Consider the following 14,050-nt stretch of genomic DNA (forward strand, 5'->3'; position numbering starts at 1 on the left):
TCAAAATATTTTACAATAAATAATGACAATAGAAACCTTAAATAATAGTGATGTTAATTTACTAGATGAGTTACAGCCTTCCGGTTGGGGGACTATTTTGCCTGCTCACGAGTTTTATACAACAAACACTGATTTTTGTTCTTCTATTCAAATTCTCAATAACACTAAAATAGTTGGAATTGGAACCACTATTATTCATAATGATGTCGCTTGGCTTGCTCATATTATTGTTCATCAAGAAAATAGAAACGAAGGAATTGGGCAGTTAATCACTCAATCTTTAGTGAATGCTTCTAAAGCAAGAAACTGTGATACTATTTATCTCATTGCAACTGATCTTGGAGCTCCAGTTTACACAAAATCTGGTTTTGAAACGGAAACAGAATATCTCTTTTTTAAAGATATAAAAGCAGAGGAATCTTGGAGAATTTCTGGTAATATTGTGCCATTTCATACCGATCACAAAACAGCAATTGCTGCGATTGACAAATTAACAAGCGGGGAAGACAGAATGTTCCATTTAGAAAGATACCTTAAAGATGGCTTTGTTTATCATAATAAAACAGTAATAGAAGGATTCTACCTGCCTTCATTTGGAGAAGGTTTAATTCTAGCTAAAACCGAAGAAGCAGGTGTTCAACTAATGAAAATGAGATTTCGGGATCATGATAATGCCTCTTTTCCAAAAGATAACACTCATGCAATTGATTTTCTTTATAAATATGGTTATAAAGAATTTAAGACCGCAAAAAGGATGAGATTAGGAAAACAAAGAGATTGGAATCCCTCAAATATATATAATAGAATTGGAGGCAATATAGGTTAACCATAATTTTGAAAGATTACATAATTTTGATTACTGGCTATTGTTAGCTTTAAAAACAAAAAAATGAACAAATCAGGTAAAAAGAGAATACTACTAAAGTTAGGCAGTAACACCTTAACCAAAGAAACCAATCACATTTCTAGAGGAAAGATTGAAGATATTGGTATACAAATTGCTGCTTTGCAAGACAAATATGAATTTATTATTGTTAGCTCAGGAGCGATTGCTGCAGCCAAACAATTCGTAAAGCTGGAAAATCAAGACGAAGATGTTTTTGTAAAACAAGCTTTGGCATCAATTGGTCAGCCACATTTGATGCGGATTTACCATGAAAACTTCAGCGATTTGGGATTGCTCACTTCACAATGTTTGTTGTCCTATTCTGATTTTGAAAAGCAACAGTCCAAAGTCAACATTGTAAATACTATCAATGTATTGGTCAAAAACAATTATATCCCGATTATCAATGAAAATGACACTGTGGCTACAGACGAAATCAAATTCGGTGATAATGATAAACTGGCAGCATTGACCGCTGTTTTATTAAACGTTGATATTCTCATTATTGCCACCAACACCAACGGCATTTATACCAAATCATCAATAAACGATGAAGTGCCGAAAACGATAGAATTGGTAACCGATTTATCGCTTCTGCAAAAAGAAATTGGTGACAAAAAATCGTCTCACGGCACAGGCGGTATGCAATCCAAAATTGATTCGGCTGCCATTGCCAAATCCGCGAATATCGAAACCTGGATTGTAAACGGACTCGAAGATAATTTTATGCTGAAGGCTTTGAAAAATGAAATTGCTTTTACAAAGATTGTGTAAAAATGTCTATTTGGTTAATCATTAATTCGGTTAATCGATTAAACAAATTAACGAATAAACTAAAGAAAAAAATCATGAATTTTACCTCGATAAAAGAAATAGATTCCCTCCAAAAATGGATAAAAGGAGCCCTAAAAATCAAAAAAAATCCGCTTAAAAATAAGAAACTAGGAAAAAACAAAACCTTGGTAATGCTATTTTTTAATTCGAGTTTAAGAACCCGTCTGAGCACCCAAAAAGCAGCAGTGAACTTGGGGATGAACGTGATGGTTATGAACTTTGGCAGTGAAGGTTGGACTCTTGAATTCGAAGACGGAACTGTCATGAACCAAGGCGCCTCGGAACATATCAAAGAAGCCGCTGAAGTAGTTTCTCAATATGCCGATATTATTGCTATCAGAGCTTTTGCAGGTTTGGTGGACAAAGAAAAAGACAATGCCGAGACAGTAATAAACGGTTTCGTGAAATATGCTACTGTACCAATTGTAAACATGGAAAGCGCCACCGGGCATCCGTTACAATCCTTGGCAGATGCAATCACAATGGAGGAAAACAAAACCAAACACAGACCAAAAGTGGTTTTGTCATGGGCCCCGCACCCGAGAGCTTTACCTCAGGCAGTTCCAAATTCATTTGTGGAAATGATGCAATTGCAAACCGAAATGGATTTTGTTATTACACACCCAGAGGGCTATGAATTGAATCCCGACATCACCAAAGATTCGAAAATCGAATACGATCAGAACAAAGCTTTTGAAAACGCCGATTTTATCTATGCCAAAAACTGGAGCAATTATAACGAATATGGTAAAATCACCAATTCCGACCCAAATTGGACTATCACTATCGATAAAATGAAACTGACCAACAATGCCAAATTTATGCACTGTTTGCCAGTAAGACGTAACGTAATTGTAACCGATGAAGTAATCGACAGCGAAAATTCTATTGTAATTCAACAAGCCAATAACAGAACGTATTCGGCTCAATTGGTTTTGCAGAAAATTTTGAAAAAATTAAACAAATAAAATGACTCCATTATCAATCATAAAAATTGGTGGTAACATCATCGACAATCCAATAGAATTAAAACAGTTTCTTACTGATTTTTCCAAAATTGACGGATATAAAATACTCGTTCACGGTGGCGGAAAATCGGCAACTAAAATGGCACAAAGTATCGGATTAGTTCCTCAAATGATAGATGGACGCCGTATTACAGATGCCCCAATGCTGAATGTGGTAGTGATGATTTATGCCGGTGAAATCAACAAAAATGTTGTAGCCCAATTGCAGGCCAACAATACCAATGCAATGGGATTTTCGGGTGCGGATGGTAATTTGATTTTGTCAACAAAAAGAAATCATCCCACAATTGATTATGGTTTTGTCGGCGATGTGCAAAAAGTGAATACGCCTTTATTGGAAACATTGCTAAAAAGTGCAATAACACCCGTTTTTTGTGCCATCACACACGATGGACAAGGACAACTATTGAACACCAACGCTGATACAATTGCCAGTGAATTGGCCATTGCATTATCCGAAGTGTTTGAAGTTACGTTAATCTATTGCTTCGAAAAACCGGGAGTTTTGTATGATGCTGAGGATGACAGTACAGTAATTGAACACATTAACCACGAATTATACGCAAAATTGAAAGCAGAAAAAGCAATACATTCCGGGATGATTCCTAAATTAGACAACTGCTTCAACAGTTTGTCTAAAGGTGTTCAAAAAATAAAAATTGGACACCACAGAATGTTACAAAATGCTGAAGTTACACACACCAGTATTGAATTATAAAAAACACTAACAAACCTAACCGGTTTTAAAAATGGGTTAGGTTTCAGAAAAATATATGAAAAACATAGAAACCCTAACACAAGAAGCCATCGCTTTATTAAAAACGCTGATTGAAACTCCTTCCTTTTCGAGTGAAGAAGAACAAACCGCGCTTTTAATCGAAAATTGGTTTCGCCAAAACAACATTCCTTTCGAGCGGGAAAATAATAACATTTGGGCCTTCAATCAACATTTTGACAAATCCAAACCAACACTGTTACTCAATTCCCATCATGATACCGTAAAACCGAATCAGGGCTACACCAACGACCCGTTCAAAGCCATCGAAAAAGACGGCAAATTATACGGATTGGGCAGTAATGATGCAGGAGGCTGTTTGGTTTCGCTAATGGCAACTTTTACTTATTTTTATGCCAAAGAAAATCTATCCCACAATATTGTGATGGTAGCCTCTGCCGAAGAAGAAAGCAGTGGCAAAAAGGGCCTTAACAGCGTTTTAAAACATTTACCTGAGTTGGATTGCGCCATTGTTGGTGAACCTACATTAATGCAATTGGCTGTAGCCGAAAAAGGTTTACTGGTGTTGGATGTTGTCGTAAAAGGAACTGCAAGCCACGCGGCTCACAATAACCCTGACAATCCAATTTACAATGCAATGCCAGTTATCCAATGGTTCAACAGCTACCAATTTGAGAAAGTATCGGAGGTTTTAGGACCCGTAAAAATGACCGTAACCCAAATCAATGCAGGAAAGCAACACAACGTAGTTCCAGCCGAATGCCATTTAGTAGTCGATATTCGCGTTAATGATTGTTACAGCAATGTTGAGATTTTAGAAACAGTCAACAAGAATCTAACTGCTCAAATAACACCGCGTTCGATGCACTTGAATGCTTCGTCTATCCCCGTTTCACACGGTTTGGTGCAAGCCGGAATCGCATTGGGAAGAACAACCTACGGCTCGCCTACCCTTTCAGACCAATCGGTTTTGAGTTGTCAGTCCTTGAAACTTGGGCCAGGAGAATCCCTGCGGTCGCACTCGGCAGACGAATTTATATATGTAAACGAAATCGAAGAAGGTATCCAATTGTACATCAAAATACTAGGAGACTTCTTGAAGAACTAAAATAATTTTCAGGAGCTAATCCCGCTATCCGTTGCAATCTTTTTATTTTTAAAGGAAAAATAAAAAGGATTTCCACTTCTATCGGGGCTAAAAATATATCAAAACAAAAGTTTAGGTCTAAAAATCTAACAATCCAAACATCTAAAAATCCAATTATGAAACTTTGGGAAAAAGGAATACCAACCGACAAGCAAATTGAACATTTTACGGTAGGAAATGATAGAGAACTTGATTTGGTTTTGGCCAAATATGATGCTTTAGGCTCCATTGCTCACGCTAAAATGTTGGGCCAAATCGGACTTTTAACCGATTCTGAAACCGATTCTCTGGTTTTGGCACTGGAAGGCATCATTGCCGATATCCAAAAAGGCAATTTCGAAATCGAAGACAGTTTTGAAGATGTTCACTCTAAAATCGAATATTTACTGACGGTAAAACTTGGCGATGCCGGGAAAAAAATACACACCGCACGTTCCCGTAACGATCAGGTTTTGGTTGATGTAAATTTGTATCTGAAAGATGTAGTCACAGAGTTGAAAGAGCAAGTAAAAACGCTTTTTGATTTAATGATGGAATCGGCAGAGAAATACCAAAATGTATTATTGCCCGGCTACACACACCTTCAAATTGCGATGCCTTCCTCTTTTGGAATGTGGTTTTCTGCCTATGCTGAAAGTCTGATTGACGATATCACAATGCTGAATGCCGCTTTGAAAATTGTAGATCAAAATCCTCTTGGTTCAGCTGCAGGTTACGGAAGTTCATTTCCCATCAATAGAACATTTACTACTCAAGAATTAGGTTTCAAAACCTTAAAATACAATTCGGTTGCGGCACAAATGAGCCGCGGAAAATCTGAAAAAACTGTGGCTTTTGCCATGAGCAGTGTGGCTTCTACTCTATCGAAATTCTCAATGGATGTGTGCTTATACATGAGTCAGAATTTTGGATTCATTGGTTTGCCATCACATCTTACAACAGGTTCTAGCATTATGCCTCACAAGAAAAACCCAGATGTTTTTGAGTTAATTCGTGGTAAATGCAATAAAATTCAAGCCTTACCTTATGAAATCACTTTAATCACAAACAATCTTCCGAGCGGTTATCACAGAGATTTACAACTTTTGAAAGAAGGATTGTTTCCTGCGATTCAAAATCTAAAAGCCTGTTTGGATATTGCCATTTTCTCCATCAAAGATATTACGGTTAAGGACAATATCTTAAGTGATCCTAAATATAATTATTTGTTTACTGTAGATACCCTAAACGAAATGGTTGTTGCCGGAATGCCTTTTAGAGATGCCTATAAAGCCGTTGCCGAACAACTAGAAAACGGAACGTACCAATCTCCTAAGGAAACCAAACATACCCACGAAGGAAGTATCAATAATTTGTGTTTAGAGGAAATAAAGGATAAAATGACAGATTCTTATTAATTCAAAATGCAGTAGCTTAGAGAAATCCATAAACATGCTTTATGGATTTCCACCTTCTAATCTGTTCTATCCTAAAACATTATCCAAACATTCGACAAAAACCATAAAAAATACTATTTTTTTAACAACTAAAAATAGTATGCATGCATAATATTATATATTTTCACAAAAAAATTATATAATTAACCCCATGAAATTAACCTACAAACACACTTTTTTAGTACTTATCAGTAGTATTTTATTTAACAGTTGTTCAAATGATGAATCAACAAAAACTGATCCCATTGTTACGGATACATCCACACTAAAAACTTTTACGGACGTAACATTTTCTTTAGACCGATCAGAAGGATATGATGCTGGGCTACACTTTTCGACAGAATTAGGAAAGTCATTTAAAACAAATAAAATTGATGCAGCTACGCTGCCAAAAATCGACATTTCATTTTATAGTAAAAATGAAAGCTTAAATTATTTTCTGAGTCCAAATGACGCTGATTATGGTATCCCAAATGCAACTACTTCTTTTTTCATCAATGCTGCGAAAGAATTAATGACAATTGATCAATTCAACAAAATCATAAAAGGAACTGACTTTGAAACAATAAAAATTGACAATGATGATGATGATTCATTCCCTGATAGCGCAATGCCAAATGTTGTATTATTCAAAAATGCAGCTGGTAAAAAAGGGGCCATCTACATCAAATCGGTTCACAGAGTGGGTTATGATCCAAGAATCGTAACAGATATTAAAATACAAAAATAAAATTGCTTACTAATTCAATTTTTAAAACCAATTTTTCAATTTAGATCAATTGGTTTTTTTTTATGATTTCTTAATTCAAACTGAATGAAATTCAAAGAAATAATAAAATATTCACTCTTATATAATCATAAAAAATACTCATCTAATCTTTTATAAATAATATCAAAAATTCTATATATTTGAGAAATATCTTAAATAAATAGCATGACTAATTTTGAAGAACAAGTTACTGAAACGCTTTTTGAAAAAAATCATATTACCGAAGAACAATTTGAAGCAATCCGGACGTATCGAGGGCTGAATTTGTTTTCGGTTCACAATGAACTGAAATTCTTATTATATCTTTCAATCTTAATGTTTACTTCGGGCATTGGGATTCTGATTTACCAAAACATTGACAGCATCGGACATACTGCAGTTCTTGGATTGTTGCTTGTGGTGACGCTGACTTGTTTTTACTTTTGCTTTAAAAATCATGTTGGCTTCAAAAAAGAAGAAGCGCCATTCCCCAATCCTCTTTATGATTATTTGGTCCTTACGGCGGTTATATTGAGTTGTACATTTGTGGGATATTTACAGTTTCAATACCAAACTTTCGGAACTCATTACGGATTGGCTACTTTGGTACCAACGGTTATCAGTCTTTTTTGTGCTTATTATTTTGACAACAAAAGTGTTTTATCGATCGGAATCACAGGTATGGCGGCTTATTTGGGGCTTTCTGTTGACCCAAAACATGTTTTTGATAACGAGATGATCAATAATACCTACTTGAGCTATATTGGCTTGGCCTTTGGATTGACGTTATTACTTTGGGTTTTATATACTACCAAAATCAATCTGAAAAAACACTTCAATCTAGTCTACCTTACTTTTTCCCTGCACTTGGTTAGCATTGCCTGTATTGTCAATTTATTTGAAGATTATTGGTTGGCTTTTGGGGTAGTTTTGGGAATTGCAGCTTACTATTTTTATAATCTAAGTTTCCAAATCCGCTCAATTTCTCTGTTTATTTTTACAGTTTTATATGGATATATTGGAATGAACATTTTATTTTTTAAAATTTTAGAATCAATCCATTCAGACGATATATTCTCTTTATTCTTTTTCACAACACCTTTTTACTTTATTGGGTCCATAATTGGATTTATAAAATTGATTAAACACTTCAACAAAAAAACTACTGATGATAGTATACGATAAGACACTTTTAGACAACGTTTATATAGACGAAGAAGCCCATCGATTGAAAGAATCAGGCTTTATTAGTACAGAACAATACAAAACTTTAAGCTATCAATTACCGAAGCTTAAAACTCAAAATAATATCTTTATCCGAATTGGATTTTTTATTTTGGGTTGTCTGTTGTATTCCTCGATTTGTGGAATGTTATCATTATTTGGATTGGCAATTATGGCTGACTCCTATTTATTTTTTATCTATGTCTTCGCCATAATTGGTTTTGGTACCAAGGAGTTCATGTCGAGAGAAATGAAGTATTTTGGTTTTGGTCTGGACGATGCTTTTATTTTAGGTGCTATTGCAACACTACTGACTGCAGTAGGACTCACCTTTGAACAAAACTACAATACAAACTATCTGGCTGTTATCATAGTGATGGCTGTTGTTTCAAGCGTGACCTATATCCGATATCTCAATCTATCTTTGGCGCTACTTGCTTGTCTTGGGATAACTGGAAGTTTAGCCTACACAACATTCGAGTATTTTACGATCGGAAAAACCATATTACCGTTTGTGATGTTGCTTTTTTCTGGTGGGTCTTATTTTATTTCTAAAAATAAGCTGCAAAACTTAACTGCTCCCTATTACGCTAACGGTCTGAAACTAGCCAAAGCCTTCTGTTTAATTCTATTCTATCTTGCAGGAAATTATTATGTGGTAAGAGAATTAAATTTTGCCCTTTCCGAAAATTATTATTATAATGATGTGAGTCCCGAAATTCCTTTTGCTATACTTTTTTGGGCTTTCACGATTTCAGTTCCCGCCCTTTATCTATTTTTCGCTCTGAAAAACAAAGACCGAGTAATGCTTTGGATTGGTTTTTTGGCGATTTGCTTTACTTTTTTCACTATCCGAATGTACCATCACGTTTTACCGCCAGAAGTAGCTTTAACGATTGGAGGACTTGCTGTATTTGCTTTTACTTATTTTTCGATAAAAAAAACAAAATACAACGAAACCGGAATCACATTCAAAGAAGACCGATTTGCAAATCCAAATGCTTTTGCCAATCTGCAAACTCTTGTTGTCGCTTCACAATTTGGACTTAAACCAGAAACAAAAGTTGAAGATTCTCCAATGGAGTTTGGCGGTGGTGGATTTAGCGGCGGTGGTTCAAGTGAGGAGTTTTAATCTAAAAAATCTACAGTAAAACTCCCGAATGGTTACATTCGGGAGTTGTTGATTATGCTTTTTTTCCAACATAAATGCAGATGGGATAATGAAGATAATACTTGCCTTCAATACGGTTTACGCTTATACCCAAATCATTTTTATCAACATCTTGTGTAATCATCAATCGAAGTTTTTCTTTTTCAATATTCGAAAGATAAGATGCATTCAGCTGTGTTTCTAATTCTATTGGCATTTCATAAAAGAACTTTTTGCATTCTTTTATTTGAGAGGCTTGAAATAATGCATCAAAACTTTCGCCCGTCAAAACTCCTGCATGAGATGAATCTCTAATTTTTTCCATCTGATCATATTTATTTACTTTTTCATTTGGCAAAACAGCATCAACAACCATAATAGTTCCATTGGTTTTACAAACTCTAATCATTTCATCAAAAACTTTTTCATAATCTATAAAATGATGAAAACTGAAACGGGTAACAACAATCGAAAATTGATTATCAAAAAATTGCAGCGGCACTACATCATCTAATATCCAATTGATGTTCGTTAGATTATTAGCCAATTGTAATTTCTCTGCTTCATCAAGCATTCCTTTTGTAATGTCAATTCCTGTAACATGATGAGCATACTTGGCAAACTCACATGTTACAATACCCGAACCACAGGCGATATCAAGAACAATGTCTTCTTTTGACACATCCGCCATTTCAATCAATAATTCCAATGAATCCCGATGTGCCGCAACAGCCGTATAGGATGTGGCCTGTTTTGAAAACTGTTTTTTAATATTTTCGTTATGCAATTGCTTATCCATATTTTTTTTATTCAAAAATAATTAAAAGCAATAGTGTAAATTTGCGACATTATGACAAAAAGTATCAAAAAAGAGACAATGTTTCCAATTGAATTGGGTTTCATCATAAATCCCGAATTACCCATTATAGCTTTGGCTTTAGATGTTTTTGAAACTCAATGTGCCGATAAACACTCACATCCAAGAGCACAATTAATTTATTCCTGTAGCGGAACAATGAGGGTAACCGTTGAAAATCATGTATGGCTAGTCACCTCAAGACAAGCCATTTGGGTACCAAGTCTGTATGAACATCACGTTGCTTTTTTAAAAAACAATCATGTTCGCAATTTATTTATTGACACATCGGTATTAAGCAATTTACCAGACACTTGCTTTGCTTTGGATGTTTCTCCTTTTCTTAGGGAATTAATTTTAAGAATTGTAAACATTGGAACAGATTACCAAATGAATAGTGCTGAAGGCAGAATCATTCAGGTTACACTTGATGAATTGGCAGGAATAAAGTCAACCAAATGTTTTTTACCTATTTCAAATGAACCTCGTTTAAAAAAAGTAATGGATGAGCTTATCAATAATGCAAGTGATAAAAGAACGATAGAGGAGTTTGCTTCGCTAGCCTGCACAACTTCCCGTACTTTATCCCGGTTATTTATCAAAGAAGTTGGAATGACCTTCGTAAATTGGAGAAAGCAAATCCGTATGATGGAAGCAATAGAAAGACTCGAAAAAGGAATTCCTATTGCTCAAATTGCATTAGAACTAGGGTACAATAGCACCAGTTCATTTATTGAAGTATTCCGCAAAGAATTTGGGGTTTCACCCAGCAATTATCTGAAAGAAAAAAATTAAACCTACAACCTCTCCACCAAATCTCCAGCATCAATATCACTATGTGAGACATCATAAACGGATTGACCATTTTTAATCAGCAATAATTGTGGCGACTGATGATAAACTCCAAAACGTGAAGCTATTTCATTGGAAATATCTCGGTATTCCAATAAATCCAAGAAATAAGTATCTACTCTATCTTCCAAAGCAAATTCATTTTCAAATTGTTTCAACGCAAATCTGCTTATACTGCAACGCGTGCTGTGTTTAAAAATCGCTACCGGTTTTTCATTTGATGCGCTAACAATCTCATTCAGTTGATCTAAATTGGTTAATGGAATCCAATTGATTTTGCCCACAATTTCTTTCTTTTCTTCTGAATTACCAAATAGGGAATTGAATATACTCATTTTGTCGTATTTTATGTCTTTTTGTCTTTATAAAGTAATGAAAATCATAGCTAAAACGTCAAATTGTCCGTAAATTTATAGTGGAATATAATTTGATATTTAGATTGCAAAGTTAGTTATTAAACATCTAAAAAAACATAAAACCTTTAATCATGAACATTAATAAATTTACCATTAAATCGCAGGAAGCCATACAGCTTTCACAGCAACTGGTTCAGAGTTTGGGTCAACAACAAATCGAGAACGAACACATTTTCAAAGCTATATTTGAAGTAGACGAAAATGTGGCTCCGTTTATTTTGAAAAAACTCAACGTCAATGTGCCTTTGTTTATTCAAATTTTAGACAGTACCATTCAGAGTTTTCCAAAAGTATCCGGAGGCGAAATTCAGCTTTCGAGAAGTGCCAATACGACCCTGAACGAAGCCGAAATCATTGCCAAAAAAATGAACGACGAATACGTTTCCATCGAGCATTTGATTCTGGCCATTTTTGATTCCAAAAGCAAAGCAGCCCAAATCCTAAAAGACCAAGGCGTAACCGGAAAAGGATTAAAAGCCGCTATCGAAGAATTACGCAAAGGCGAAAGAGTAACTTCTGCTTCTGCCGAAGAAACCTACAATGCTTTGAATAAATATGCCAAAAACTTAAACGAATTGGCTCGAACCGGAAAACTGGATCCAGTAATTGGCCGCGACGAAGAAATTCGACGAGTGTTGCAAATACTTACCCGAAGAACCAAAAACAACCCTATGCTTGTGGGAGAACCCGGTGTAGGTAAAACCGCCATTGCCGAAGGTCTCGCGCACCGAATTGTAGATGGCGACGTACCCGACAATTTGAAGGAAAAAATTGTATTCTCACTCGATATGGGAGCCCTGATTGCAGGTGCAAAATACAAAGGAGAATTCGAGGAACGATTGAAATCGGTGGTTAAAGAAGTAATCGCCGCCGAAGGAGATATCGTCCTGTTTATTGACGAAATTCACACACTTGTGGGCGCAGGCGGTGGCGAAGGCGCGATGGATGCCGCCAATATTCTGAAACCGGCTCTGGCTCGTGGAGAATTAAGAGCTATCGGTGCTACGACTTTGGACGAATACCAAAAATATTTCGAAAAAGACAAAGCCCTTGAACGCCGTTTCCAAAAAATCATGATTGAGGAACCAGATACCGAAAGTGCGATTTCGATTCTCAGAGGAATCAAGGAAAAATACGAAACCCATCATAAAGTACAAATCAAGGACGACGCCATCATTGCTGCCGTAACGCTTTCGCAACGCTACATCACCAATCGTTTCCTTCCAGACAAAGCTATCGATTTGATGGACGAAGCTGCTTCGAAACTGCGTATGGAAATCAACTCCAAACCAGAAGAATTGGACGTTTTGGATCGAAAAATAATGCAGCTGGAAATTGAAATCGAAGCCATCAAACGCGAAAAAGACGAAAGTAAACTCAAAGTATTGGGAATGGATTTGGCCAATCTCAAAGAAGAACGAAACGAGATTTACGCCAAATGGAAATCCGAGAAAGAAGTTGCCGATAATATTCAGGATGTAAAAACCGAAATCGAGAATTTCAAATACGAAGCCGAACGTGCCGAACGTGACGGGGATTACGGTAAGGTAGCCGAAATTCGTTACGGAAAAATCAAAGAAGCCCAAGAACGGCTAGCAGTTTATACCAAACAATTACAAGAAAACCAATCGGGAACTTCGTTGATCAAAGAAGAAGTAACCCGCGAAGATATTGCCGAAGTGGTAGCCAAATGGACCGGAATTCCCGTAATGAAAATGTTGCAGGGCGAACGCGAAAAACTGTTGCATCTGGAAAACGAATTGCACCATCGCGTGGTGGGTCAGGAAGAAGCCATCCAAGCCGTGAGCGATGCCGTAAGACGCAGCCGTGCCGGATTACAGGACGTAAAAAAACCGGTGGGAACCTTCCTTTTCCTTGGAACAACAGGAGTGGGGAAAACCGAGCTTGCCAAAGCCCTTGCCGAATATCTGTTTGACGATGAAAACGCCATGACCCGAATCGATATGAGCGAATACCAAGAACGACACAGTGTGAGCCGATTGGTAGGAGCGCCTCCAGGATATATAGGCTATGAAGAGGGTGGACAATTAACCGAGGCCGTACGAAGAAAACCGTATTCCGTGATTCTGTTGGACGAAATCGAAAAAGCCCATCCCGACACCTTCAACATTTTGTTGCAAGTGCTTGACGAAGGCCGTTTGACTGATAACAAAGGACGCTTGGCCGATTTCAAAAACACCATTATCATTATGACTTCCAACATGGGAAGCCAAATCATACAAGAAAAATTTGATAATCTAAAAGGAAGTATTGAAGCCGCCACCGAGATTGCCAAAATCGAAGTACTCGCCTTATTGAAACAAACCGTGCGCCCCGAGTTCATCAACCGTATCGACGAAATCGTAATGTTCACGCCATTAACCAGTGCTAACATTGCTCAAATAGTGGGATTACAATTGAAAAATGTGACCAAAATGCTTGCTCAACAAGGCATCACGATGGACGCCACACCTGAAGCCATCGCGTATCTGTCCGAGAAAGGTTATGATCCGCAATTTGGTGCCAGACCCGTAAAACGAGTAATTCAAAGAGACGTTCTCAACCAACTCTCCAAAGAAATTCTCGCCGGAAAAGTACATCCCGACAGCATCATCCTACTCGATGCCTTCGACAACGAACTCGTTTTTAGGAATCAAACCGAGTTGGTACACGAATAAATAAAAATATCCGTAAAAACCTTTGCCAAAGTTTTGAACTTTGGCAAAGGTAACAGAAA

General features: G+C 36.6%; 13 protein-coding genes. 11 read left to right on the plus strand and 2 right to left on the minus strand.

The genetic code is table 11. The features are described 5' to 3' along the window. Positions 1 to 22: 22 nt before the first annotated feature. The 9 genes from DOS84_RS03050 (at position 23) to DOS84_RS03095 (ending at position 9,171) form a co-directional block, all read left to right on the plus strand. Positions 23 to 826 carry a GNAT family N-acetyltransferase gene (locus DOS84_RS03050; protein WP_111408650.1) on the plus strand — a complete coding sequence of 268 codons (804 nt, stop codon included), beginning with the start codon at positions 23 to 25 and terminating at the stop codon, positions 824 to 826. Positions 827 to 889: 63 nt separating this feature from the next. After that, positions 890 to 1,660, plus strand: coding sequence for a glutamate 5-kinase (gene proB, locus DOS84_RS03055; RefSeq protein WP_111408651.1), 771 nt, complete (start codon positions 890 to 892; stop codon positions 1,658 to 1,660). A gap of 74 nt (positions 1,661 to 1,734) precedes the next feature. After that, positions 1,735 to 2,688, plus strand: a complete 954-nt coding sequence (locus tag DOS84_RS03060) for an N-acetylornithine carbamoyltransferase (RefSeq protein ID WP_111409058.1) — start codon at positions 1,735 to 1,737, stop codon at positions 2,686 to 2,688. A gap of 1 nt (position 2,689) precedes the next feature. Next, positions 2,690 to 3,466 (plus strand): acetylglutamate kinase, encoded by a 777-nt coding sequence (argB, locus tag DOS84_RS03065; RefSeq protein WP_111408652.1) that lies wholly within the window; start codon positions 2,690 to 2,692, stop codon positions 3,464 to 3,466. A gap of 55 nt (positions 3,467 to 3,521) precedes the next feature. Continuing rightward, positions 3,522 to 4,592, plus strand: coding sequence for a M20 family metallo-hydrolase (locus DOS84_RS03070; protein ID WP_111408653.1), 1,071 nt, complete (start codon positions 3,522 to 3,524; stop codon positions 4,590 to 4,592). Positions 4,593 to 4,747: 155 nt separating this feature from the next. After that, complete coding sequence (gene argH, locus DOS84_RS03080; RefSeq protein ID WP_111408655.1) at positions 4,748 to 6,028, plus strand: argininosuccinate lyase; 1,281 nt, start codon at positions 4,748 to 4,750, stop codon at positions 6,026 to 6,028. A gap of 190 nt (positions 6,029 to 6,218) precedes the next feature. Next, positions 6,219 to 6,797, plus strand: coding sequence for a hypothetical protein (locus DOS84_RS03085; protein ID WP_111408656.1), 579 nt, complete (start codon positions 6,219 to 6,221; stop codon positions 6,795 to 6,797). 204 nt (positions 6,798 to 7,001) lie between these two features. After that, entirely contained in the window at positions 7,002 to 8,000 is a 999-nt protein-coding gene (locus DOS84_RS03090; protein ID WP_111408657.1) for a DUF2157 domain-containing protein, read from the plus strand. Further along, the gene (locus DOS84_RS03095; protein WP_111408658.1) at positions 7,984 to 9,171 is read left to right on the plus strand and encodes a hypothetical protein; all 1,188 of its coding nucleotides are present in this window, start codon (positions 7,984 to 7,986) and stop codon (positions 9,169 to 9,171) included. Before DOS84_RS03090 ends, DOS84_RS03095 begins: the two co-directional genes overlap by 17 nt. 52 nt (positions 9,172 to 9,223) lie before the next feature. On the opposite strand, the gene DOS84_RS03100 is transcribed toward DOS84_RS03095, so the two are convergent. Further along, positions 9,224 to 9,988, minus strand: a complete 765-nt coding sequence (locus DOS84_RS03100; protein ID WP_111408659.1) for a class I SAM-dependent methyltransferase — start codon at positions 9,986 to 9,988, stop codon at positions 9,224 to 9,226. Between the two features lie 51 nt (positions 9,989 to 10,039). Between DOS84_RS03100 and DOS84_RS03105 the strand changes: the two genes are divergently transcribed. Next, entirely contained in the window at positions 10,040 to 10,840 is an 801-nt protein-coding gene (locus DOS84_RS03105) for an AraC family transcriptional regulator (protein WP_111408660.1), read from the plus strand. Positions 10,841 to 10,842: 2 nt separating this feature from the next. Here DOS84_RS03105 and ytxJ read toward each other — a convergent pair whose 3' ends face one another. Then, complete coding sequence (gene ytxJ / locus DOS84_RS03110) at positions 10,843 to 11,232, minus strand: bacillithiol system redox-active protein YtxJ (RefSeq protein WP_111408661.1); 390 nt, start codon at positions 11,230 to 11,232, stop codon at positions 10,843 to 10,845. 152 nt (positions 11,233 to 11,384) lie between these two features. On the opposite strand from ytxJ, the gene clpB reads away from it, so the two are divergent. Further along, the gene (clpB, locus tag DOS84_RS03115) at positions 11,385 to 13,991 is read left to right on the plus strand and encodes an ATP-dependent chaperone ClpB (RefSeq protein ID WP_111408662.1); all 2,607 of its coding nucleotides are present in this window, start codon (positions 11,385 to 11,387) and stop codon (positions 13,989 to 13,991) included. Positions 13,992 to 14,050: the final 59 nt, after the last annotated feature.

Source organism: Flavobacterium aquariorum (assembly GCF_003254745.1).
GTDB lineage: Bacteria > Bacteroidota > Bacteroidia > Flavobacteriales > Flavobacteriaceae > Flavobacterium > Flavobacterium aquariorum.

Excerpts from the sequence above, each read along its gene's own strand:
- DOS84_RS03050 (WP_111408650.1), top strand. The coding sequence starts at position 23 with ATGACAATAGAAACCTTAAATAATAGTGATGTTAATTTACTAGATGAG.
- proB (WP_111408651.1), top strand. The coding sequence starts at position 890 with ATGAACAAATCAGGTAAAAAGAGAATACTACTAAAGTTAGGCAGTAAC.
- DOS84_RS03060 (WP_111409058.1), top strand. The coding sequence starts at position 1,735 with ATGAATTTTACCTCGATAAAAGAAATAGATTCCCTCCAAAAATGGATA.
- argB (WP_111408652.1), top strand. The coding sequence starts at position 2,690 with ATGACTCCATTATCAATCATAAAAATTGGTGGTAACATCATCGACAAT.
- DOS84_RS03070 (WP_111408653.1), top strand. The coding sequence starts at position 3,522 with ATGAAAAACATAGAAACCCTAACACAAGAAGCCATCGCTTTATTAAAA.
- argH (WP_111408655.1), top strand. The coding sequence starts at position 4,748 with ATGAAACTTTGGGAAAAAGGAATACCAACCGACAAGCAAATTGAACAT.
- DOS84_RS03085 (WP_111408656.1), top strand. The coding sequence starts at position 6,219 with ATGAAATTAACCTACAAACACACTTTTTTAGTACTTATCAGTAGTATT.
- DOS84_RS03090 (WP_111408657.1), top strand. The coding sequence starts at position 7,002 with ATGACTAATTTTGAAGAACAAGTTACTGAAACGCTTTTTGAAAAAAAT.
- DOS84_RS03095 (WP_111408658.1), top strand. The coding sequence starts at position 7,984 with ATGATAGTATACGATAAGACACTTTTAGACAACGTTTATATAGACGAA.
- DOS84_RS03100 (WP_111408659.1), bottom strand. The coding sequence starts at position 9,988 with ATGGATAAGCAATTGCATAACGAAAATATTAAAAAACAGTTTTCAAAA.
- DOS84_RS03105 (WP_111408660.1), top strand. The coding sequence starts at position 10,040 with ATGACAAAAAGTATCAAAAAAGAGACAATGTTTCCAATTGAATTGGGT.
- ytxJ (WP_111408661.1), bottom strand. The coding sequence starts at position 11,232 with ATGAGTATATTCAATTCCCTATTTGGTAATTCAGAAGAAAAGAAAGAA.
- clpB (WP_111408662.1), top strand. The coding sequence starts at position 11,385 with ATGAACATTAATAAATTTACCATTAAATCGCAGGAAGCCATACAGCTT.